Genomic DNA, 22944 nt, shown 5'->3' on the forward strand with positions numbered 1-22944 from the left:
ACGCATAAGAAGGCACACCCGTGATACCGAGAACGCACCATGGATAACGACGAAATCATCCGCCGCTCCCAAGCCGCCTGCGATGCCCTCAGCGCGGATGACGATGGCCTCAAACGCGAGGTGCTCACCCACGCAGGAAACCGCTGGTCGTTGGGCATCGTGCACGTGCTCGGCGTGTCCGGTCGTTTGCGGCACGCCGAGATTGGCCGGCGCATGCAGGGCGTCACCCAGCGTATGTTGACCCGCACGCTGCGCCAGCTGGAACGTGATGGTTTGGTACTGCGCCATGACTTCCAGGAGGTGCCGCCCAAGGTTGAATACGAGCTGTCGAGCCTTGGCACCGAGTTGCTGGTGCACATGATTCCGCTATGGACCTGGGTCGTGGAAAAGGGTGATGCGTTTCGCCAGGCGCGCGAACGGTTTGATCACCCGTAACCCTCGCACTGGATTGTTACGCAATCTGAAAAAGTGATTGACGGTTTAGACGGCTGTTTCCGCACAGCCTGACGCTATACCGTGCGCGCACCCGTTGAATACAGCACCTCCCGACTGACAAAGAACAGGGATGGGCTACGACGGGGTTGCCTCAATTACTTCTCGGAGCCTTCATGAATCACAAGACTTGCCTGGCCCTCGCCGTTTCCTTGGGGGCCGTGCAACACGCTGCTGCATCCGGTTTTATCGATGACAGCAAAGCCAGCCTCGACCTGCGCAATTTCTATTACAACCAGGACACCCGCAACGCCAGGGGCGCGTCGGACAAGGAGTGGGGCCAGGCCTTCATGTTCAACTACCAGTCCGGGTTCACCGAGGGCACGGTGGGCCTGGGGCTGGACCTGCAGCAACTGTATGGCCTGCGTCTGGATGCATCGGGGCGTGCAGGCAAGGCCGGTGAAGACAACACCCCCGGCAGCGTCTTCCCGCTGGACGACGGCAAGGCCGTCCACGACTTCAGCAAGACCGGCGTCACCGGCAAGATGCGTATTGCCCAGACCCAACTTAAAGTCGGCAACCTGCAGCCCAAGCTGCCGGTGCTGACCACCGAAGACGGCCGCTTGCTGCCGCAGACGTTTCGCGGTTATCAGGTGGACTCCAAAGACCTCAAGGACTTCAACCTGATCGCCGGTAAACTCGAGCAAGTCGTGGACCGAAATTCCAGCAATGGCCAAGGCCTGTCGATCGCTGGCGCCAACGACCCGATCAAGGGCAAGTCCAGCAACCAGTTCTACTACGGCGGCGTGGATTACGCAGTCAGCAAGCAACTGCAATTGCAGTACTACTACGCGAGCCTGGAGAACTTCTACCAGCAGCATTTCCTTGGCCTGGTGCACAACTGGCAATTACCCGTAGGGCAGTTCAAGAGTGACCTGCGGTATTTCTACAGCACCGCCGACGGTAAGAATTCCAGTGCGTCGGGGCGTAGCGAGGGTTACGTCAGCTCGGGTTACTACGCGCCTGGCGTCAACGCAGGCAAGGTCGACAACCGCCTGTGGAGTGCGCTGTTTACTTATGCGCTGAGCGGGCATTCGGTCAGCCTCGGTTACCAGAAGACCACCGGCGAAAGTGACTTTCCCCATATCAACCAAGGGCAGGGCCGTTCGCTCTACCTGATCACCAATTCGCAGTCGCTCAAATTCGTGAATGCCGGAGAACAAGCCACCGTCGGCAGCTATGCCTACGACTTTGCCAGCCTTGGCGTACCGGGCCTGCGCTCCAGCGTGACCTACATTCACGGCAGTCACATCCGCACAGCGGGTCGCGATAACAGTGAATGGGAGCGTGACGTGCGCGTGGATTATGTGATTCCCACCGGTACCCTGAAGGGCCTGGGGTTCACCTGGCGCAGTGCGGTGCTGCGGGGTAATGACACTGCCGACAAGGACGAGACTCGGCTGATCGTCAGCTACAGCATCCCGTTGCTGTAACGACTATCAGCTGCCCGACTTTTTCGGCTTGGGTTTGCTGTCTTTACCGTTGTCCGCTGGCTTGGGCGGCTGCTTGTCAGTGTCTTTGGGTTTCTTGTCGCTCTCGGACTGGCCGCTCGGGATAGTACCCGGCGGCAGCGCGTTGGCTGCTGGCGCGGTATCGTCGCCAAAGGCGGCGAGGGCAGGGCCGGTGAGCAGGGCGCACAGGCCGAGGATCAGCAAAATCCGTTGGGAACATTTGGTCTTCATGACGCAATCCCCTATCGCAGGGTTGTAACCTTCAACGGCTGCGAAGCCCGCAAACCTGCCAGGCTTCGCAGGGCCGGGATCAAGCCGCCATAGGCTTGCTGGCTTGCGACTTCTTGTGGGCCGCTTTCATTGCTTCCATCTCTGCACCCAGCGCATCGAGTGTGGCTTTGCCCAGCAGTTTTTTAGCCTGGGGAAACATTTCGGTTTCCTCTTCCTCGATGTGATGCTCCAGCAGTTCCTTGACCACTTTGACACGGCCAGAGAACTCCGTAGTGGAGGGTTCGGTCTGCTTCAGGTCAGGCAGCACCAAGGAGTCGACAGTACGGTGCTCTTCCTTGGCCTCGTGGTACATGATGTCCTGCTCCTTGCCCCCTGCTTTTCTGAAAGCGGGGTAAAGAATTTCTTCTTCCAGTTTGGTGTGCAGGCTTATTTCTGCTTCCAATTTGGCCAACAATTCGGTGCGTTTTTTTACCCCGCGTTCGGTGGACTCACTCAGTTGAGTCAGCAGGGCTTTCACACGTTCATGGTCAGCTTTGAGCAGGTCAATGGCGTTCATGGGTATCACCTCATTCAGGGACGGTAGACGTGTCTAAAAGCACGCCTCTTAGAAGAGTGACTTGCATCAGGTGTACCAAGCTTGGCGATAAAAGATTTCTTTTGTTATTCAACTAGATAGTCGATCCCTCACACGTCTGTTGTCGTGCAGGTTGCATGGTGGGTGCTGTCCAGGCGTGCATTACGCCCAAGCGGTGCGCCGCTGAACATTTTAATGAACCCTGGGCTTGAATGATTGACCTAAGGCTTAAGACCTCAGGAGGTGAATCATGCAATTAGAATATGTCTGGATCGGTTTGGCAGTGATCCTGCTGCTGTTGGAACTGTGGGCCATTAACGTAGTTTTGCGCAGTACGGGTGGCTGGGAGACCAAGGGTTTATGGCTGGTGATTTTGATTTTCGTGCCGCTGTTCGGGTTGATCGCATGGGCAATGTTCGGGCCTAAGCGTGAAATGCCGGAACATCGTAGAAGCTGAGGCAAAGACATAATAGAAAAGGCGCCCTGAGGGCGCCTTTTTTATGCGGCAGTCGTTTAGCCTGCGAGGGCTTGCGCAATGGCCTCGCTGAACGCCGGTAAATCATCCGGAGTACGCGACGTGATCAACGTCCAGCCATTGGCCGTGCATTGTTTGACTTCGGCATCCACCCAGCCTGCCGCGCCGGCGTTTTCCAGGTCGATGCGCACGCTTTTGTAGGAGGTCAACGTCTTACCTTCGATCACGCCAGCATCGATCAGCGCCCACGGCCCGTGGCAGATCGCTGCAACGATTTTTCCCGCCTTGACGAAGTCGTTGATCAAGCGTTGCGCGTCGGGGTCCTGGCGCAGTGTATCGGCATTGACCGTCCCTCCAGGGATGACCAGCGCGTCAAAGTCGCTGCCCACGGCGTCTGACAATTTCACATCGGACTCGACGGCTTTGTCCTTTTCAGTGTCGCCGACGAAGGTCTGTGTTGTGCCACCTTTGATGGAAGCATGGGTGACGGTCGCGCCTTCGCTGCGCAACGCTTGTAGGGGCTGGAGCAGTTCGTCGCGCTCGATGCCGGAGTTGGAGGTGATGAACAGAACGTTCTTGCCGTTGAGTTGCGCACTCATGATCGAGTTTCTCCTGTAATCAAAGAGGGGTTAACGGTCGTGTTTGGCTTGCAGTTCCTTGGTCATTTTCAGGTGGCTTTCAAGCGCGGGCAGAGTCTTGGTGGCGTTGGCGATACGCCGTTACCTGAGTGTTGAGCCGGCCGTGATCCGAAAGGTTTAATTTAATTTGCGCTTTTTTCGTCAGTGGCCCTGCGCCGCACATTCCTTGAACTATCGATACCCGTCGACCTCTGCTGCTTAAGTGGCCGTTGGTTTTTCAGCGGCCCTCAACTGCCTGGAGAAACCTATGTCCGATCACAAGACCGCCGATAAAACCCCCGATCCCATTAGCTCCGAACAGGCTCAGAAAGGCGCTGGCAGAGCAGCCAAGGGCGAAACGCTGGAGCGTGCGAATCCAAAGACCGGAACCGTCGACAAGGTCATCACTCCCACATCGGTCAAGGAGGTTGAGCGCCAGACGGATGCGATCAACGAGCAGGCAGCCAAGGCCGAGCGCAAGCTGGGCCACTGAAGATGGCAAGGTCGATTACGGCATCTGAATTAGGCATCGAACTCAAGCCTTTGGATGACAGCAGTCTGTTCAAGTGGTTTATCGCCAGCTTCCTGATGGGCAAGCGTATTCAGGCGCCCATCGCGGCGCAGGCGTACCGGGAGATTGTCGAAGAGCAGGGCCGCGACACGCCGCGCAAGTTGCAACATTGCACGTCCCGGGAGCTGGTCTCGATGTTGGGGCGTGCGCATTACGTGCGCTACGACGAAAGCACTGCACAACGTCTGCTTGACCTTAGCGCCAAGCTCAATGCCGATTATGAGGGCAAGATCACTCACATACGCAGTATCAGCGAAGATCGCCAAGCATTCGAAAAACGCCTGGGCGAATTTGATGGCGTGGGCCCCAAGACCATCGAGATTTTCATGCGCGATGCCGCCAAGGTGCTGTTTTGACGACACCTCTCTACGTGGGGTGCGCAGGCTGGAGTTTGCCTAGTGAACATTGGCCCGCTTTTGCGCGCGAGGGTACGCACTTGCAGCGCTATGCAACGCGGTTCAGGGCTGTGGAAATCAACAGTTCGTTTTATCGCCCACACTTGGCAAAGACTTACCAACGCTGGAAATGCAGCGTGCCACCGGGCTTTCGTTTTTCGGTCAAAGTGCCCAAGCGCATCACGCATGAACTGCGTTTGCAGCACTGCGAGACGGCGCTGGACGAGTTTCTTGAGCAATGCTCGCACCTGGGTGAAACCCTGGGCTGCCTACTGGTGCAATTGCCGCCTTCGTTGAGTTATGAACGCTCTGTCGCCTCAAGTTTTTTTAGCGCATTACGCCAGCGCTTTGGCGGGGCGGTGGTGCTGGAACCTCGTCACCCCTCCTGGCTTGACGCCCAGATGCTTTTGCAGGATCTACACATTGGCCGTGTGGCCGCCGACCCGCCGGCCATCGACACCGGTGAAGCGCCTGGCGGTTGGCAAGGCGTGCATTATTGGCGCCTGCATGGCTCACCCCGTATCTATCACAGCGCCTATGGTCCGGAGCGGGTGCAGGCGTATTCGCGGTTATTGAGTCGGTCGGTTGAAGAGGGTATTCCCACCTGGTGCATCTTCGACAACACCGCCAGCGGCCATGCCGTCGCCGACGCATTGCATTTACTCGACCTCCACCCGCATCACCTCCACACCTAACTGCTCATACGCCTCCACACTTGGCACATGCCACTCGGTAATCAGGGTGTGGATACGATTGCACGGCGCCACCACAAACGGCTCTACCGCGCCGAGCTTGTCGGCCATGGTCACGGCGACGACATGGGAGGCACTGTCGAGCAACGCTTGCTTGACCGCCACTTCATCAAAATGCAGCGAACTGATGCCCACTTGTGGATGCAGCGCGCACACGCCTGTGAACAGTAAGTCGGCCTTGATGCTCTGGATCAGTCGCACCGTTTCCTGGCCGCTGGTAGACAGCGTTGCCGGGTTGAGTTGGCCGCCGGCGAGAATCACTTTCACGTCTGGATGGTCAGCCAATGCGATGGCGATCATCGGCGACGGCGTGACCACGGAGAGGCGTATCGAGCGCGGCAATGACTGTGCGATCTGCAGGGTGGTGGAGCCGGAATCGAACAGCACGATTTGCCCATCTTCCACACGCTCTGCGGCCAGTCGGGCGAGGTGTCGCTTGGCGTCGTTGGTCTCGCCGACTCGGGTGAAGAAGTCCTTGCCGGTGTCCTTCGGACGGGGCAGCGCACCGCCGTGCACGCGTTGCAACAGGCCGGCGGCGGCGAGCTCGCCGAGGTCGCGGCGGATGGTGTCCTGGGACACGGCAAAGTGCTCCACCAGATCCGAGGCGGTGACTTTGCCGTCGCGCTCCAGCAGCAACAAAATCTTCTGTTTGCGCAAGGAAGGCAGGTCGATGGCTTGATGGGTGTTGTGCATGGTTATGCGTCTTTTTGCGGGTTTATGCGAGATTAGTCCCGCGCTGATTTAAACGCAATGGCTGGTTGTGCAGCCGATGGACGGTTACTCTCAGGGCTCAGTTCAGGGAGAGGTGACCTAGATGCCGTTGATCACAACCATCGAAGATTTACGCAAGCTGGCGCAAAAGCGTGTCCCACGGATGTTCTACGACTACGCCGACTCGGGCTCCTGGACTGAGAGTACGTACCGGGCGAATGAAAGCGATTTTGCCTCGATCAAATTCCGCCAGCGGGTGGCACGCAACATTGATCAGCGATCGATCCGCGCCAGCATGATCGGCCAGGACATGGCGATGCCGGTCGCCTTGGCCCCCACCGGTTTGGCCGGTATGCAACACGCCGATGGCGAGATTCTCACCGCCCGAGCCGCCGCTGCGTTTGGCTTGCGCTACACCTTGTCGACCATGAGCATCTGCTCGTTGGAAGACATTGCCGAACAGGTTGGCCAGCCATTCTGGTTTCAGTTGTACGTGATGCGCGACCGCGCATTTATCGAGCAACTGATCGAGCGGGCCAAGGCCGCCGGTGTGGATGCGCTGGTGTTGACCCTCGACTTGCAGATTCTCGGCCAACGCCACAAAGACCTGATCAACGGCCTGTCTGCGCCGCCCAAACTGACCTTGCCGAATATGCTCAACATGGCGACCAAACCGCGCTGGGTGATGGGCATGCTCGGTACCAAGCGGCGCGGCTTCGGCAATATCGTCGGGCATGTGAAGGGCGTTGCGGACATGAGTTCGCTGTCGTCGTGGACTGCCCAGCAATTCGACCCGAGCCTGAGTTGGGACGATGTGGAATGGATCAAGAAATGCTGGGGCGGCAAGCTGATCATCAAGGGCATTCTCGATGTAGAGGACGCACGCTTGGCGGCGAACGCCGGTGCCGATGCGCTGGTGGTGAGCAACCACGGTGGTCGTCAGTTGGATGGCGCACCGTCAAGCATCAGCCAATTGCCGGCGATTGTTGACGCGGTGGGCGAGCGCATCGAGGTGTGGCTCGATGGCGGCATCCGCTCCGGCCAGGATGTGCTCAAGGCGATGGCGCTGGGTGCCAAAGGCACCATGATCGGTCGTCCGCATTTGTATGGTTTGGGTGCGTTGGGCGAGGCGGGGGTGACCAAGGCGCTGGAGATTATTGCGCGGGAATTGGACGTGTCGATGGCGCTGTGTGGGTATAACGATATACGCAATGTGAATCGCGAGATTTTGTTGCCCGGTACATTTCCCGAAAGCATTAACTGAGCAAAAAAATCGTAAAAAATTAAAAAGAGTTGTCCACGAAAACCGTGGGTATCTCTGTGGATAACTTTGCGAGGCCCCGGCAGGTATGGCGATTTAACCAAAGGTTAATATTTGATCAACTGCCGGCGCGGGCCAGTATGGGCAGGGTTTGCGCTTGACACGCAAGCGCGAACCCAGTGCCGAAAAGCGTTTTTACGAGTCGCCGCTGCGACCTGTGGAGTGCGTCACAACCTGGGCTGGCATCTTCGCTTGCATCAGCTTGTCCAGCGCCTGGCCATAACTGCGACCCGCCAGGCTCATGCTGTTGTTGTGGCTGGCACCGGGCACCAGTAGCAGCCGCTTGGGCTCCTGCGCGGCTTCGAATAATTGCTCGCTGAAACGTGGCGGCACGTAGCGGTCATCCAGGCCATGCACCACCAGCAGTGGCATATGGATATCGGCAATCTTGTCGATGGAATCGAACTTTTGCGACAGCAACCAGCGCACCGGCAATGAGGTATTCGCCACCGCCGTGGCCACATCCGCCAGCGAGGTAAAGGTGGACTCGATCACCAGACCCCGTACCGGCAGTGGCACCTGTTTGCCCAATTCTGCGGCCAGGTCGATGGCCACCGCGCCGCCCAGGGAATGCCCGTAGATCAGGCGTTTGCTCGGGTCTGGTTGCAGCACCTGGAAGCGTTCCCAGGCGATGCGCGCGTCTTCGTACACGGTGGTTTCCGATGGCAACTCACCGTGGCTCTGGCCAAAGCCGCGATAGTCGATGGCCAGCACCGAATAACCCAGCGCGTGCAATTGCTCGATGCGAAACAGCTGCCCGGTCAGGTTCCAGCGCACGCCATGCAGATAGAGGATCGCCGGCGCGTCTTTCTTCTCTGCCGGGTACCACCAACCATGAAGGTTCTGCCCCGATTTGAAGCTGGCAGGCTTGAGTTCGAATTCCTGCACCGCCTTGGGCAAGCCGGTGTACCAACCGGCAGTGCCGGGTTCGATGCGAAACACCAACTCGCGCTCTTTGTGTTGCAGCACGGCACACCCCACCGGCAGGCCGACGATCAACAGCGCCATGCACAACAGGGGAAACCAGCGCAGGCTCAGGCGTGACAGAAAACGTGAAGACATGAAGGTTCCAGGGCAAAGGTGAAGCAGGGTTTTTAACAGATGGCCCCTGCAGGCAGGTATTAATCCGACAGCCGTAAACGGGGATTGCTTGCAAAGTGTTACAGCATTGAACATTGCGTGCAGGGATTGTTAGGGTGGTCGGCCAAACAGGAGGGCAAGCACATGGACTTCACAGGCAGGACAGCCATCGTTACCGGCGGTGCACGTGGATTGGGGCTCAGCTACGCGCGGGCATTGGCCCAGGGCGGAGCACGGGTGGTGATCAGTGATATCGGCGCCGATAAGGTCGGATCCGGCACCGATGCGACGGTAGCGCAAGCGGCGGCTGAAGCACTGCAGGCCGAGGGGCTGACAGTGATCGGCCACGCTGGCGACCTGTCCACGGAGGACGGTTGCCGGCAACTGATCCACACGACAATCGAAGCCTTTGGCCAACTCGACATCCTGATCCACAACGCCGGCTGGGTGGGTTACCAGAACATCGAAGACCTCGACGTAGCGTTCCTGCAACGCGCGATGGACATCAACCTCTATGCACCCTTGTGGCTGTGCAAGCACGCCTGGCCACACCTGCTGCAATCCCGCGCGCCCCGCATCATCCTCACCACCTCCGACCGCGCCATGTACGCGCAGTACGAGCAGACCGGCCTGGTGGCCTACAGCGCCGGCAAGATGGCGCAACTGGGGATCATGAATGCGCTCGGCCATGAAGGCGCGCAGGCGGGAATTCGGGTCAACGCGATCTCGCCCGTGGCCAAGACACGCATGTGGGGAGTGACCGAGGAGCCGGACGAACTAAAACCCGAGTGGGTGACGCCAGGTGTGCTGTTTCTCGCATCGCAGCATTGCGAGGACACGGGTTATATCCTGCGGGCCAGCAACGGCCAATTCACCGCCACGCGCTTTACCGAAAACCCCGGTGTGGATTACCCGCGCGACCTTGCACGGATCAAAGCAGGCACCGCAGAAGCCGTCGCTGCCGCCTGGGACCGCATCAAACAAGCACTCCCCCTTACTTGAGAAAACCAACGATGGACCACAGCCCCGTGCGCATCACCGCCGAAGAAACCCTCTCGGACAATTGGTACCTGCTGAAAAAATACAGCTTCGACCTGCGCCGCCGCGACGGCAGTTGGCAAACCCAGACCCGCGAGGTGTACGACCGCGGCAATGGCGCGACCATCCTGCTGTACAACCGCGAACAACGCACGGTGCTGCTGATTCGGCAGTTCCGCATGCCCACGTTCGTCAATGACTACCCCGGTTACCTGATCGAAGCCGCTGCGGGATTGCTGGACAACGCCAGCCCCGAAGAGCGCATTCGCCTGGAGGCGGAAGAAGAGACGGGTTACCGCGTGGGGCACGTGGAGAAAGTCTATTCGGCGTTCATGAGCCCGGGTTCAGTGACGGAGCGGATTCACTTTTTCATGGGTGAGTATCAGCCGGGAGATCGCGTTGGCAGCGGTGGTGGCCTGGAAGAAGAGGGTGAAGACATTGAAGTGCTGGAGCTGGGTTTTGAACAGGCGTTGGCGATGGTGCAGAGCGGTGAGATTGTGGATGGCAAGACGATTATGTTGTTGCAGCACCTAGAGCTACGGATGTTGAAGGAAGGCTGGTAGTGAGCGGGCTTGCCCCGCGCTGAGCTGCGTAGCAGCCCCAAAACCGACGACGCCGATCTATCTGAAGAAAAGCATCGTCTGGATTGGGGCTGCTTCGCGGCCCAGCGCGAGCAAGCTCACTCACTACAGGTTTGGGTTGCCTTATTTGGTAAATACAGTGAATTCAAGCGTGAACAGATTTAGCCCAAGTCTGGCAAAAGTCATGTTGCTCTTGTATGTCGTTGGTTAGATCGTTTTCTTCATATGTAAAAATGTGCACCAGCTCACCTTCTGGTTGCCCAATGGTCATCTCGTATGCAACTAGCCCATTTGACATGTGTGAAGACATTCCTGAGGTATGAACGTTGATTTTTGCGCCTTTGCATAAAAAAACAATATCGTTCAAGTCGGCCCTTAATAAGCCAAAGCTGTCGTACAGGTCGAGTGCAGTATAAGTTTTCCGCATTCCATCGTTAAATAGAATATGAAGCGACGGCTTACCTCCCTCATATTCGATTAATGCGGTTTCACGCACGCCGTTTTTTATGATGGTTATTTCACGTGATTTCATGGGTATTCCCGATTGGGGTTCAATATCGTGTATCCCTTATATGTGCCATCTTCATTGACTGGCGAGGCACCCAAAATATGTTTGGAGTCTATACGGCCTGGAATCGCGACTTCTAAACCTCAACTATTGATTGTCGCCACCGACTACCAAGGGCTGGGTACGCCGGGGTTGCACCCTTACGGGCTCAGCCGGCCGTTGGCCTATGGCGTGCTCGACAGCATTCGTGCCGTTGGCGCCGCTCATTTCAACCTGTCCATGCGCGTCGTGGTGTTCGGCCAATCTCAGGGCGGTCGTGCGGCGTTTGCCACGGCGGGGTATGCGAAGGCCTACGCGCCCGAGATGGCTATCGTCGGGGTGCTGGCAACCGGTACGCCCCACGCGTCCGCCCAGCCTGCCGGCAAAAGCCCCGAGCTGGAAAACGCCCGTCACTCGGTGGTGCTGATCTTCGCTTATAACCTGCTGCGCCTAAGCACCGTCCCCTTGCTGGAGCCGTCCTTCATTCCCGCCGACTACCTCTCCGACCACGCGCTGCCAGCGTTCAAGGCCAGCCAGGAACAGTGCCTGCACACCATAGAACAACGCGTAGTCGCCGATGGCCCGAACTTCAACACCAGCTCAAACGCTCACCCAAGGCCGCGCTGGACCAGGTCTATCAAGCGTCGGCTTACCCCACGCTCAGGACGGATATCCCGATCTTTCTCGGCACTGGTGGCAAGGATCGCGACGTGTTTGTACTGGGCCAGAAAGCGTTGGCAAGAGAGGCATGTGAGGCGGGAGACAGGGTGGAATGGCATTTTTATCCGGAGTTGGATCATTCGGGCACGGTGAATGGGTCATTGGGGATTCGACGGGTTTCGTTCGACGGGCGTTTGCGGGCGAAAAGATCGCAGGAAATTGTGGGGTTGAGCTGTAGGTTGTGACTGGTAGTTTCCCCACTTGATGGTGTGAGCGACCCACTGTGGCGAGCGAGCTTGCTCGCCACAGGGTGGGGAATTAGCGTAAGTATTCATATGAAGGACACTAGTTGAACGTTTCATAGTCTTGAGCGCCTAGTGACGCTAGCCATTTTTTAAAAAAGTTGATTTGTTCTTGTGGGTCACTTGTAAGGTTGTCTTCTTCATAGTCGAACAAACGTACTAAGTTTTCGTTAGTGGCTTGCTCGCCTAAGATCATTTCGTACGCGACAAGGCCGGCGCTCATTTGAGAAGCCATTCTTGAAGGTTTGACATTTATCTTTGCGCCCTTGCATAGGAATGTTATATGAGGGAAATCTGCTCTGATTTTTGCAAGGCAAACGTACATGTCCCTTCCTTCGTAAACTATTTTGAAGTTATCGGCTTCTGAGAATGTCATGATTAATTTTGCGGTGTCATATTTTACGGTTACTTCTGTTTTTTGATTGTCGACTATCGCAGCTATTTTTTGCGTTTTCATACTATTTCCTATTTGGGTTTGGAATTGAATATCCTACATAACTTCCATCGGCTTTGACTGGTGTGGCGCCTAGGATGTCCTCTGGATTTATTGTGTTATGAATGGCAAATTCTTTTTCTTTTGGATATGGTGTCTGTTTGCCTAGTTCTAGGTTTATATCATGCCCCTCAATACTTTTAAGTATGTACAAGTAACCTTTCCTCTCTCCGTAGCTGGTAGCAAAGGTAATTCCTACTGAGCGCAAGGATGATGTGCTAATAAAATTGCTTGGCGGATCATCGCTGTCCACAGCGTGCAAATATAAGTCCTCACTAGTGCCTTTGCTTTTGAATCCATTTTCAAATGCCTCACTCGGCAGTTTTTTATCTCCGCGGAAAAGATAGTCCTCGTTTTTGGTTGAGTCCGGTGGACTGGGTTCCGACTTTTTAATTGACGCTTGTGTTGAAGGGATTTCAACGCCCGATAAAGGATTGCATCCGTCTCCACCTGGACATGTATTCAAGCCCAGCGGATCTACCCACCCTGTAGGACTGGGGACGTACTGGTACGTGTTGATCCCGCCCGCCAACTTCACCGGATCAGGCGTGAGGTAACGACCAATATCCGGATTGTAGTAGCGATGGCGGTTGTAGTGCAGGCCGCTTTCTTCGTCGAAGTATTGGCCCTGAAACCGTATTGGGTTGTCGACTTTTCTAATGTCGAGGCGGCTGATTTCGCCGTAGGCGCGGTAATGGGCGGACCAGACGATTTCGCCGTCGGGATTGGTGAGTTCTTGTGGGGTGCCGAGGTGGTCGAGTTGGTAGTGGTAGGGCTTGGTTTCTTTGGGGCCGTAGCCTTCCAGCATTACCAGTGGGCGAAAGCTGTCGGGTTCGTAGATATAGCTGCGGTGTTTGTTTTTGTGGTGTTCGGCAATCAGCTTGTCGCCTTGCCAGAAAAACTCTGTGGTGATGTCGTCAACGGTTTTGCTGATGCGACGCCCGAACGGATCGTAGCGATAGCTGGCGTTTTGACCGTCCGGTGTTGTGACGCCGATCAGTCGGTGTTGGCAGTCGTATCGGTATTCGGTGACGAGTAGATGGCCTTTGCCACACCGTTCGCGGATCAGGTTGCCGAAGGCGTCATAGTCGTAGTGGTTGTCGCCTTGGCTAATCAAACGATTGCCGGCCACGATGTCAGGGCCGGGGCGGTCTTGCATGAGTAGGTTGCTCGCCGGGTCGTGGGCGAAGCGTTCTTGCAGATCCTGGGAGTGGTCGGCGCGAGTCAGGCGGTTTAGGGGATCGTACTGGTAGTGTTGGTCGCCTTTGCGGGTGTCTAGCAGGCGGGTGAGGTTGCCGGATTTGTCGTAGTCGTATTGGCGTTGGTAGAGGTAGTGCTCTTGTTGAGTGACGGCGTGGGCATGCAGGCGCTGTTGATCGTCGTAGTGGTAGTGGCTGAGGAGTTGGCCTTGTTGGCGTTGGTGTTCCTGGCCGGATTTGAAGAGGTGGGAGGTGAGGGTTTCACCGTTCAGTTCTACCGTAGCTAAGTGGCCGCCTTTGGCATGATTAAAAACAAGACGGTTGTTGTCCGGCAGGCGCAGCTTTTGAAGTTGGCCGCAGGCGTCGTAGCCATAGCGCAAGGTGCCCCAGCCTTGGTGTTCGGCGGTGAGGCGGTTTTGGATGTCGTATTCGTAGGCTAAAAACCATTGGCTATCGTCGACGCTTAGGAGGTTGCCTTGGCGGTCGTAGGCATAGTCAACAACGCTGCTGTTGGGAAGGGTCTTTCGTACGAGTCGCCCGGCGTGATCACGCTCGTAGCAGGTGACGAGCTGACTGCCGTCATCGCCGTATTCAGTCTTTTCTTGCAGGTTGCCGTTGAGGTCGTAGACGTAGGCGGTGCGTTGGCCGTCGAAGCCGGTTTCCTGTTGGATCAGCCCGTTAGGGTGGTATTGGAGTGCATAGATTTCGCCGACTTCGTTTTCAATCTCGGTCAGCAACAAACGTACGTTGTCGTAGCGGTATTTAACCTGGGTGCCGTCAGCGTTGATGCGACGGCTGATCAGGTGCAAGCCATCCGCATATTCGTAGCGGGTCACGCGCCCGAGTTCATCGCGCTCAGCCGTGATCTTTCCGTGAGGGTTGTAGCTGTATTCCCGACAAGCGCCGCCTGGAAGCACCACACGCACCAACCGCCCAACGCCATCCCACTGATACTGGGTTAGCGCGCCGTGCTCATCCTCCCGAGCAATCTGCCGCCCAACGTCGTCATAGCGATAACGCTTGATGCCACCATTGGGCAATTGCTCCTCAAGCAACTGCCCACGCTCATTCCACACCAGTCTCTGAGAGCTGTGATCCGGGTACCAAACCCCAATCAGTTGCCCGTGCTTGTTGTAGGTGTAGTCGGTGATATGGCCGTCAGGATCAATCTTGCGCGTGACATCGCCCTGATCATTACGCTCGTATTTCCAGACTGCTTCACCACGCCGCACAACCCGTACGAAACCGTTGTCATGTTCGTAGGACGTTGGCTCATCGTCCCCGGGAAACAGCGCCACCAAGCGTCCGGCTTGGTCGTACTGATACGCCGTCACCGCTCCCAGCGGGTCTTGCTCAACCGTCAGCCGGCCCTTGTCGTCGTAGGACTTAAAGTGCTCGGCGCCATCAGGATCAACGCGCTGCACCAACCGCGCCCGCTGGTCATGCACGTAGACTTCCTGGCTACCATCGGCGTTAAACACCGTGACGCGCCCGTTATCGTCCCAGGCATAGCGCGTGTCCATTTGCGAAAAACTGGCCCAATGCCGGACACATCGCGCCGCCTTGCCGGACCGTTCCCACTCCCAGAAGAAACTCGCGCCACCAGCCAGACCACGTTCAAGAATGACGTGCTGCTCGTCGTACCGGTAACTCTCACTTTCGCCGACGGCATTGGTCGCCGAAACCAACCGTCCAAGTTCGTCGTAGGCGTAGGAAAAAACACTTTGCTCAGTGACCCAGACGTAGGGCTCATAACCCTTTGCCCGTTGAATCTGGTAGTCCACCGCAACGATGCGGTCCGACGAGTACCGCAAAAACAACGAGCGTCCGACTCCGTTAGACACCCGCTCGATACGCCCCGAATAATCCCGGGAAATACGCAATCGGTTGCCATACGCATCGCTAATGGCCGTCAGTAAACCGTTACGGAAATGGTAGAAACGCGAGGCTTGAGCCAGCACCAACTCATCCGGCAAATCGCCCAGATAAATCGCCGCCTCTGCCAAGCTATTGGTGATCGCAGGCCGAGCAGAAGAGGGCAAGGGCAGGGTGGTGGAGCGATTCTCATGATCCGTCCACACCACCGAATCGCCCGCAACTTCCAACCGATGCGCCAGTGAATGACTCCAGCCGAACCCCAACCCGCAATCCACTTCCACCGCACTGGTGCGATACAACCGAGTCCACTCAAACGGCAAAACTCCGTCCAGCGATCCATCAACCAAGGTCAGCAGCTCTTCCCCGGTCACCATCGAAACCGGGCAGCCATTCGTGGCTGTTTTATCCGCACTTGCGACGGCATCCCCGTTCTGGTTTTTCCCAGAAGAGGGCACATCATCCACGTGCTCCTGCCGAACCAACGCCGTGCGCTGTGCCGCCTTGTCCCGAGCCATCGCCACCGGGTTTGAAACCAGCTGATCTCCCGCCTTCAATGGCGCCGCCGGAATCGTTTTGATCGGTCTCGCCGGACCACTCAACAACAGGGGCTTTACCGCATCGACATGCGAGGCCAAATGCGGCGACACCAGTTGCTCGGACAGTAACGTCAACAATTGCCGCGCTCGACCGGATTTGGTGTGGCTCAACACTGGCGCACCCAGGCGCACCGCCACACCCATGGCGCCAAAAACCCTCAACAGCAGCAGGTTGATCAACACCTCGCCAGTGATCTCCCCCATCACCTCATTCATGTCCTGAGGCGGCAACATCCGAATCCAACTCGATATCGCCGACAGGTAGATGAACATCAGCGGCTCATCACTGAGTGCCAACAATCCCTTGGCAATCGATTCGCTATCCAGCGTCAACAGCTCATCCAGCTCCGCCTGAGACACGTACTGCAGCAGCTTTTCACTGTTGGGCTTAATGTCCGCAAGTAGGGCATACAGCTGCTTGAAATTGTCCCAAAGGCTGTAAAGCGCTGTGCCCATGCCGCGTAGGAACGCTGTCTCCAGCATGCGGCGTTGATCGAGTGGTTTGGCGTCGGTGAAGGTTTTCCACTGCGCTTGGAAGGTGTCCGTCCACGCTTGGCGCAGGCGCACTTCAAGGTCTTGGATCACCACCTGATAAGACGTATACAGCGCCTTGACGTGATCCTTGGAAACACTGGGATAGAAACTGACCCGGTACTGCTGGTTGCGATCACACTCGTCGATTTCGAGGATGCCGCTCGGACCGATGGTCTTGTGGAGGGGTTCACCCAGTGGGCCGCCGCTGGGGTCGACGCGTTGCAGCACCACCGGCGTATCGCCTATAGGCACAAAGCGCGTGCTCTGGAACAGATGCACCAGCGTCAAGGTGCCGCTCGCGCCGCACATTGCCGTGGTGGTATTGGGAATGAGGGAACGGTTGATCGGTGCGACCAGCGCCACTTCGTCGCCGACCTTGAATACCTGTTCCACCTCCAGTGCCGAAAAGCTCCAAAAGCTTTCAGCCCACGCGTCAAAGGTATTCAGGCATTCGCGAAAATCATGAAAGACGGCCTCGACATCGACCGTCTTCACATTCATGGGGGTGAGGGCCAGCCGGCCAATGGCCGGGTTCACGAGTGAGCCCGTTCAACAAGAAAGTCCATCTGCAATCCTTCGCTTGTGTATTCAGGCGTGGGACTTTGCAGAGGATCTCAGGGCGGGGGAGTAGAGCTTATCCGGCGGTTATGTGGGACGTTTCGATACCTCCACTCGACTAGCGGCTATTGTCAGAAATTTCCCACAGGAGTACAAATGTACTCCATGACGACTCTCACTCCCCGCCGTACCGCCATCCTGACCTTCATCCGCGACCGTATCGCGCAGCAAGGCCAGTCTCCCAGCCTCGCCGAGATCGCCGAGGCGTTCGGTTTTGCCTCGCGCAGCGTGGCGCGCAAGCATGTGCTGGCGTTGACCGAAGCCGGTTTTATCGAGGTCAACCCCAACCAGGCCCGGGGCATTCGCTTGCTCAACCAGCCGGCGCGCCCGGAATGGCTGGATGTGCCGGTGCTTGGCCGTGTCGCCGCAGGTTTGCCCATCGGTGCCGATGCCGAAGTGCACAGCCGCTTGCAACTCGATCCCGCCACGTTTGTGAGAACGCCGGATTACCTGTTGCGGGTGCAGGGCGACTCGATGATCGAGGACGGCATCCTCGACGGTGACCTGGTGGGCGTGCGCCGCAGTGCCGAAGCCTTGAACGGGCAGATTGTGGTGGCGCGCCTGGACGGTGAAGTGACCATCAAACGTTTTGAACGTAATGGCGACAGTGTGCGCCTGCTGCCGCGCAACCCTGCGTATCAACCCATCGTGGTAGGGCCCGATCAGGACCTGGCCATCGAAGGAGTGTTCTGCGGCTTGGTGAGGCAAGGCTGATGGGTGCCGTCGTTGCACTGGACACGCTGTTCAATGGCGGCCGCGTGTGGAAAGGCCGGCCCGCCGCGCCACCTGCCAGTGTGCACCCCACGGGGCTCAAGGCGCTGGATGCGGTGCTGCCCACGGGCGGTTGGCCGGAGTCGGCCCTGAGCGAAATCCTGATGGCGAAGGAGGGCGTGGGCGAGTTGCAACTGGTGCTGCCGACCCTGGCGCGCTTATCAACGGCAGGCGAGCGGATTGTGTTGGTGGCGCCGCCCTACACGCCGTATCCCCATGCCTGGCAGAACGCCGGGGTGGATTTGCGCCTGCTCTCGGTGATCCAGGCCGAGGAGCGTGACGCCCTGTGGGCGGTGGAGCAATGCCTGCGCTCCGGCAGTTGCGGCGCGGTGTTGTGCTGGCCGCGCAAGGCCGATGACCGTGCGTTGCGGCGCTTGCAGGTGGCGGCGGAAACCGGGCAGACCCTGGCGTTTGCCTGGCGTGCCTTGAGCGAGGCGATCAACTCGTCACCGGCTGCTTTGCGCCTGGCGGTCGAGGCCAAGCCAGCGCAAGTGCGGGTGCTCAAGTGCCGGGGCGGGTTGGCCCATCCGGCGCCGATTGCCTTGGCGGGGCATTGAGGTTGCCATGCGCTGGGTGTGTATTGTCTTCCCGCAATTGGCGCTGGACGGGGTGCAGCGTGCGCATCCCGAGCCGGACCAGCCCCTGGCCCTGCTGGCCGGTACGCCGCAGCGGCGCGTGTTGCAAACCGTCAACGAGGCGGCCCGTGCCTTGGGCCTGCGCCCAGGGCAATCCCTGACCGCCGCCCATGCCCTGGCCAAGACCTTCGCCAGCGCCGAATACGACCCCGCCGAGATTGAGCGCTGGCAGCAGTTTCTCGCGGCCTGGGCCTACCGTTTCAGCTCTCAGGTCAGCCTGTATTACCCACGAGCCTTGCTGTTCGAGATCGAGTCGAGCCTGGGATTGTTCGGGCCATGGCCGCAGTTTGAAGCACGCTTGCGCAAGGAGCTGACCGAGCTGGGTTTTCGTCACCGCATCGTCGCCGCGCCGAACCCGGCGGCAGCGCGGGTGCTGGCGAATCTCTACGATGGCCTGGCGGTGGCCGATGATGAACAGTTGATGCAGGCGCTGGCGCCATTGCCCATCGACCGTGCCGGTCTTGACCCGCAGGCGGCTACCGCCTTGTCGCGCATGGGCCTGCGCACCCTGGCCCAGGTGCAGGCGTTGCCCCGGCACACCTTGGCGCGGCGTTTCGAGGCCGACCTGCTCAAGCACTTGGATGCCTTGGCCGGGCAGCGCCCGCTGGCCTTGGCGTTCTATCAGCCGCCGGAACAGTTCGATGTGCGCATCGAGTTGAATTACGACGTGCAATCCCATCAGGCCCTGCTGTTTCCCCTGCGGCGCTTGACCGGTGACCTGTCTGCGTTCCTGTGCGGGCGCGACAGTGGTGTGCAGCGTTTTGACCTGCACCTGGAACATGCCCAGACACCCGACAGTGTGATCAAGGTCGGCCTGCTCAGTGCCGAGCGTGAGCCGGCGATGCTGTTCGAGTTGGCCCGTGGGCGCCTGGAGCAAGTACAGGTGACGTCACCCGTGCGCGGCTTTCGCCTGGTGGCCCAGGACCTGCCGGTGTTCGTGCCGCAGCGCCAGGATCTGTTCGACGACCGCCCGCAACAGACCCTGCCTTGGGAGCAACTGCGTGAACGCCTGCGCGCGCGCCTGGGGGATGAGGCCGTACAAGGCCTGCGTTTTCACGCCGACCATCGCCCCGAGTGCGCCTGGCAAGCGGCGACTGACAGCCGTCCTGGGACAACCCTGAATAAAGTCCAGCGTCCCGGTTGGTTGTTGCACGAGCCGACCTTGCTGACCGAGCACGGCCTACAGGTCCTGATGGGCCCGGAGCGCATCGAGTCCGGCTGGTGGGACGGTGCCGATATTCGTCGTGACTACTACCTGGTCCAAACCCGCGCCGGCCAACAAGGCTGGGCGTTCCGCACTGTAGGGCAGGGCGATGAGCTGTGGCTGCAAGGCTGGTTTGCATGAGCTACGCCGAGCTGCATTGCCTGTCCAATTTCAGCTTCCAGCGTGGTGCGTCGAGTGCGCTGGAGTTGTTCGAGCGTGCCAAGCATCAGGGCTACAGCGCGCTGGCGATCACCGATGAATGCACGTTGTCGGGCATCGTGCGCGCCTGGCAAGCGGCGAAAGCGGTGGAGTTACCGCTGATTATCGGCAGTGAGATGCGCCTCGAAAACGGTCCGAAACTGGTGCTGCTGGTGGAAGACCTCAGTGGCTACCAGCACCTGTGTCGCTTGATCACCCTGGCCCGACGCCGTGCAGAAAAGGGCAGTTACCGCCTGCTGCAAGAGGACTTCGAACAACCACTGCCCGGCTTGTTGGCACTGTGGGTCGCCGAAGACAGCAACACCCAGGCCGATATCCAATGGCTGCGCCGCACCTTCGGCGAACGCCTGTGGCTGGCGGTGCACCTGCACTGCGGCCAGGACGATGCGCGTCATTTGGAGCAACGTTTGCAGTTGGCTGCCAGCCTGCACATCCCGGCGGTGGCCTGTGGCGATGTGCACATGCATGCCCGTGGCCGCCGTGCCCTGCAAGACACCATGACCGCCATCCGACATCACGTACCAGTGGCCGAAGCCGGCACGCGCCTGCACCCCAATGGCGAGCGGCATGTGCGCAGTCTGGATGCCTTGGCCGCGTTGTACCCGCAGGCCTTGCTCGATGAAACCCAGGCCATCGCCGGCCGCTGCACCTTCGACCTCAGCCAGTTGCGCTACCACTACCCGCGCGAGTTGGTGCCCGCTGGTCACGATGCCAAATCCTGGCTGCGCGCGGTGACCGAAGAAGGCATCGCCCAACGTTGGCCAGAGGGCGTGGATACCAAGACCTTGCAGCAGATCAACAATGAGCTGGAGCTGATCAGCGAGTTGGGTTACGAGAGCTACTTCCTCACCGTGCACGACATTGTGCGCTTCGCCCGCAGCCGCTCGATCCTGTGCCAGGGGCGGGGTTCGGCGGCCAACTCGGCGGTGTGTTTTGCCCTGGGCATCACCGAGATCGACCCCAGCCTGATGAACATGTTGTTCGAACGCTTCCTGTCCCGCGAGCGCAACGAGCCACCGGACATTGACGTGGACTTCGAACACGAGCGTCGCGAAGAAGTGCTGCAGTACGTGTTCCAGCGCTATGGCCGCACCCGCGCGGCGCTGACGGCGGTGGTCAGCAGTTACCACGCCGCTGGCGCGGTGCGCGATGTGGCCAAGGCCCTGGGCTTGCCGCCGGACCAGATCAACGCCCTGGCCGACTGCTGCGGACGCTGGAGCGAGGATGCGCCGCCACTGGAGCGTTTGCGTGAAGGCGGCTTCGACCCCGAAAGCCCGCTGCTGCGCCGCGTGCTCACGCTTACCCAGCAGTTGATCGGCTTCCCCCGGCACCTGTCCCAGCACCCTGGCGGCTTTGTGATCTCCGAATACCCGCTGGACACCCTGGTGCCGGTGGAAAATGCCGCCATGGCCGAGCGCACCATCATCCAGTGGGACAAGGACGACCTGGATGCGGTCGGTCTGCTCAAGGTGGACATCCTGGCGCTGGGCATGCTCAGCGCGATCCGCCGCTGCTTTGACTTGCTGCGCCGCCATCGTAATCGTGACCTGGCCCTGGCGAGCATTCCCAAGGAAGACGCCGCCACTTACGCGATGATCAGCAAGGCCGACACCATCGGCGTGTTCCAGATTGAATCGCGGGCGCAGATGTCGATGTTGCCCAGGCTCAAGCCGCAGAAGTTCTATGACTTGGTGATCGAGGTCGCCATCGTGCGGCCCGGGCCGATCCAGGGCGGCATGGTGCACCCGTACTTACGGCGGCGGAACAAGGAAGAACCCGAAACCTATCCTTCACCGGAACTCAAAGCCGTGCTGGAACGCACCCTGGGCATCCCGCTGTTCCAGGAGCAAGTGATGCAGATCGCCATGGTCGCTGCCGACTACGGCCCCGGCGAGGCCGATCAATTGCGCCGCTCCATGGCGGCCTGGAAACGCCACGGCGGCCTGGAGCCGCATCAAGAGCGCCTGCGCACCGGCATGCTGAAAAATGGCTACAGCGAAGCGTTTGCCGCGCAGATTTTTGAGCAGATCAAAGGCTTTGGCAGCTATGGTTTTCCCGAATCCCACGCTGCCAGTTTTGCCTTGCTGACCTACGCCAGTTGCTGGCTCAAGTGCCATGAACCGGCGGCCTTCGCCTGCGCGCTGATCAACAGCTGGCCCATGGGTTTCTACAGCCCGGATCAGATTCTGCAGGATGCGCGGCGCCACAAACTGCAGATCCGCCCGGTGGACGTGCTGGCCAGCGACTGGGATTGCAGCCTGGAGCCCATCGACGGCCAGCAACCGGCGATTCGTATGGGCTTGCGCATGATCTCGGGGTTTCGCGAAGAGGATGGGCGGCGCATCGAGGCGGTGCGTCAGCGCCAGGTATTCAGCGACATCGCCGACCTGGATGAGCGTGCCGGGCTGGATGCTCGCGCTCAAGCACTGTTGGCGGATTCGGGGGCCTTGCGTGCGTTGGCCGGTAACCGACACAAGGCGCGCTGGGAAGTGGCGGGGGTGCACAAGCAGCTTGGATTGTTTGCCGGCTTGCCCAGCCCCGATGAAGCGGTGGTGGAGCTGCCGGCACCGACGGTGGGTGAAGACCTGCAGGCGGACTACGCCACCGTCGGTACCACTCTTGGTCCGCATCCGTTGGCGTTGTTGCGCGCCGAGCTGCGTAAGCGACGTTGCCGCAGCTCTCTTGAATTGATGGCGGTGGAGCACGGGCGCACTGTCAGCGTCGCGGGGTTGGTCACCGGTCGCCAGCGCCCAGGCACCGCAAGTGGCGTGACCTTTGTCACCCTGGAAGATGAATTCGGTAACCTCAATGTGGTGGTATGGCGCGACCTGGCCGAACGCCAGCGCCAGGCACTGGTGGGCTCGCGGCTGCTGAAAGTGGACGGGCGCTGGGAGGCGGTGGGCGAGGTACGGCACCTGATCGCGGGGCGCCTTACCGACCTGACGCCGCTGCTGGAAGGGATTAATGTGCGCAGTCGGGATTTTCATTGAGGCCAGTGG

Annotated in this window: 21 protein-coding genes and 1 pseudogene; 14 read left to right on the forward strand and 8 right to left on the reverse strand. The window is 59.0% G+C overall.

The genetic code is table 11. From position 1 onward, the window contains the following. The first annotated feature begins 39 nt into the window (after positions 1-39). Both CFE47_RS01240 and CFE47_RS01245 read left to right on the forward strand, forming a co-directional pair. Complete coding sequence (locus CFE47_RS01240) at positions 40-435, forward strand: winged helix-turn-helix transcriptional regulator (protein ID WP_233081356.1); 396 nt, start codon at positions 40-42, stop codon at positions 433-435. 173 nt (positions 436-608) lie between these two features. Further along, on the forward strand, positions 609-1925 hold the full coding sequence (locus tag CFE47_RS01245) for an OprD family porin (RefSeq protein WP_286835141.1): 1317 nt from the start codon (positions 609-611) through the stop codon (positions 1923-1925). Positions 1926-1931: 6 nt separating this feature from the next. Here CFE47_RS01245 and CFE47_RS01250 read toward each other — a convergent pair whose 3' ends face one another. After that, positions 1932-2174 (reverse strand): hypothetical protein, encoded by a 243-nt coding sequence (locus CFE47_RS01250; protein WP_286835142.1) that lies wholly within the window; start codon positions 2172-2174, stop codon positions 1932-1934. 79 nt (positions 2175-2253) lie between these two features. Further along, on the reverse strand, positions 2254-2730 hold the full coding sequence (locus CFE47_RS01255) for a PA2171 family ribosome-binding persister protein (RefSeq protein ID WP_286835143.1): 477 nt from the start codon (positions 2728-2730) through the stop codon (positions 2254-2256). A gap of 268 nt (positions 2731-2998) precedes the next feature. Here CFE47_RS01255 and CFE47_RS01260 point away from each other — a divergent pair, with 268 nt between their 5' ends. Next, positions 2999-3205, forward strand: a complete 207-nt coding sequence (locus CFE47_RS01260; RefSeq protein ID WP_185707142.1) for a PLDc N-terminal domain-containing protein — start codon at positions 2999-3001, stop codon at positions 3203-3205. Between the two features lie 56 nt (positions 3206-3261). Here CFE47_RS01260 and CFE47_RS01265 read toward each other — a convergent pair whose 3' ends face one another. Then, positions 3262-3822 carry a type 1 glutamine amidotransferase domain-containing protein gene (locus CFE47_RS01265; protein ID WP_286835144.1) on the reverse strand — a complete coding sequence of 187 codons (561 nt, stop codon included), beginning with the start codon at positions 3820-3822 and terminating at the stop codon, positions 3262-3264. Between the two features lie 286 nt (positions 3823-4108). Here CFE47_RS01265 and CFE47_RS01270 point away from each other — a divergent pair, with 286 nt between their 5' ends. Genes CFE47_RS01270 through CFE47_RS01280 form a run of 3 tightly spaced genes read left to right on the forward strand, consistent with a single transcriptional unit; the run spans position 4109 to position 5501 of the window. After that, positions 4109-4333: a hypothetical protein gene (locus CFE47_RS01270; RefSeq protein WP_185707146.1), complete on the forward strand. Its 225-nt coding sequence runs from the start codon at positions 4109-4111 to the stop codon at positions 4331-4333. A gap of 2 nt (positions 4334-4335) precedes the next feature. Beyond that, complete coding sequence (locus CFE47_RS01275; RefSeq protein WP_286835145.1) at positions 4336-4767, forward strand: DNA methylase; 432 nt, start codon at positions 4336-4338, stop codon at positions 4765-4767. Beyond that, entirely contained in the window at positions 4764-5501 is a 738-nt protein-coding gene (locus CFE47_RS01280) for a DUF72 domain-containing protein (protein WP_286835146.1), read from the forward strand. The genes CFE47_RS01275 and CFE47_RS01280 overlap by 4 nt, the downstream gene beginning before the upstream one ends. Here CFE47_RS01280 and CFE47_RS01285 read toward each other — a convergent pair. Next, positions 5466-6251 (reverse strand): DeoR/GlpR family DNA-binding transcription regulator, encoded by a 786-nt coding sequence (locus CFE47_RS01285; RefSeq protein WP_286835147.1) that lies wholly within the window; start codon positions 6249-6251, stop codon positions 5466-5468. The genes CFE47_RS01280 and CFE47_RS01285 overlap by 36 nt on opposite strands. A 121-nt stretch (positions 6252-6372) precedes the next feature. On the opposite strand from CFE47_RS01285, the gene CFE47_RS01290 reads away from it, so the two are divergent. Beyond that, positions 6373-7533 (forward strand): alpha-hydroxy acid oxidase, encoded by a 1161-nt coding sequence (locus tag CFE47_RS01290; RefSeq protein ID WP_286835148.1) that lies wholly within the window; start codon positions 6373-6375, stop codon positions 7531-7533. Positions 7534-7725: 192 nt separating this feature from the next. On the opposite strand, the gene CFE47_RS01295 is transcribed toward CFE47_RS01290, so the two are convergent. Continuing rightward, a complete protein-coding gene (locus CFE47_RS01295) occupies positions 7726-8652 on the reverse strand; it encodes an alpha/beta hydrolase (RefSeq protein ID WP_286835149.1) in 927 nt (308 codons plus the stop codon). Positions 8653-8814: 162 nt separating this feature from the next. Here CFE47_RS01295 and CFE47_RS01300 point away from each other — a divergent pair, with 162 nt between their 5' ends. Together CFE47_RS01300 and CFE47_RS01305 are read left to right on the forward strand one after the other, a co-directional pair. After that, positions 8815-9672: an SDR family NAD(P)-dependent oxidoreductase gene (locus CFE47_RS01300; RefSeq protein ID WP_286835150.1), complete on the forward strand. Its 858-nt coding sequence runs from the start codon at positions 8815-8817 to the stop codon at positions 9670-9672. An 11-nt stretch (positions 9673-9683) separates the two neighbouring features. Further along, positions 9684-10271, forward strand: a complete 588-nt coding sequence (locus tag CFE47_RS01305) for an NUDIX domain-containing protein (protein ID WP_286835151.1) — start codon at positions 9684-9686, stop codon at positions 10269-10271. 163 nt (positions 10272-10434) lie between these two features. Here the strand turns inward: CFE47_RS01305 and CFE47_RS01310 are convergent, their stop codons facing one another. Beyond that, on the reverse strand, positions 10435-10821 hold the full coding sequence (locus CFE47_RS01310; protein ID WP_286835152.1) for a hypothetical protein: 387 nt from the start codon (positions 10819-10821) through the stop codon (positions 10435-10437). A 129-nt stretch (positions 10822-10950) separates the two neighbouring features. Between CFE47_RS01310 and CFE47_RS01315 the strand changes: the two are divergent. Continuing rightward, a pseudogene (locus CFE47_RS01315) lies at positions 10951-11734 on the forward strand (lipase family protein); the annotation flags it as partial. A gap of 107 nt (positions 11735-11841) precedes the next feature. On the opposite strand, the gene CFE47_RS01320 reads toward CFE47_RS01315, so the two are convergent. After that, positions 11842-12255 carry a hypothetical protein gene (locus tag CFE47_RS01320; protein WP_286835153.1) on the reverse strand — a complete coding sequence of 138 codons (414 nt, stop codon included), beginning with the start codon at positions 12253-12255 and terminating at the stop codon, positions 11842-11844. A gap of 1 nt (position 12256) precedes the next feature. Then, positions 12257-16999 carry an RHS repeat-associated core domain-containing protein gene (locus tag CFE47_RS01325; protein ID WP_286835682.1) on the reverse strand — a complete coding sequence of 1581 codons (4743 nt, stop codon included), beginning with the start codon at positions 16997-16999 and terminating at the stop codon, positions 12257-12259. 213 nt (positions 17000-17212) lie between these two features. On the opposite strand from CFE47_RS01325, the gene lexA reads away from it, so the two are divergent. Genes lexA through CFE47_RS01345 form a run of 4 tightly spaced genes read left to right on the forward strand, consistent with a single transcriptional unit; the run spans position 17213 to position 22935 of the window. Then, positions 17213-17830 (forward strand): transcriptional repressor LexA, encoded by a 618-nt coding sequence (gene lexA, locus CFE47_RS01330; protein WP_286835154.1) that lies wholly within the window; start codon positions 17213-17215, stop codon positions 17828-17830. Next, positions 17830-18444: a translesion DNA synthesis-associated protein ImuA gene (gene imuA / locus CFE47_RS01335; protein WP_286835155.1), complete on the forward strand. Its 615-nt coding sequence runs from the start codon at positions 17830-17832 to the stop codon at positions 18442-18444. The genes lexA and imuA overlap by 1 nt, the downstream gene beginning before the upstream one ends. Positions 18445-18451: 7 nt before the next feature. Further along, complete coding sequence (locus tag CFE47_RS01340) at positions 18452-19867, forward strand: Y-family DNA polymerase (protein WP_286835156.1); 1416 nt, start codon at positions 18452-18454, stop codon at positions 19865-19867. After that, a complete protein-coding gene (locus CFE47_RS01345) occupies positions 19843-22935 on the forward strand; it encodes an error-prone DNA polymerase (RefSeq protein ID WP_286835157.1) in 3093 nt (1030 codons plus the stop codon). The genes CFE47_RS01340 and CFE47_RS01345 overlap by 25 nt, the downstream gene beginning before the upstream one ends. Positions 22936-22944: the final 9 nt, after the last annotated feature.

Origin of the sequence: Pseudomonas sp. PGPPP1 (genome assembly GCF_002255865.1) — a bacterium.
GTDB classification, from domain to species: Bacteria; Pseudomonadota; Gammaproteobacteria; order Pseudomonadales; family Pseudomonadaceae; genus Aquipseudomonas; species Aquipseudomonas cremoris.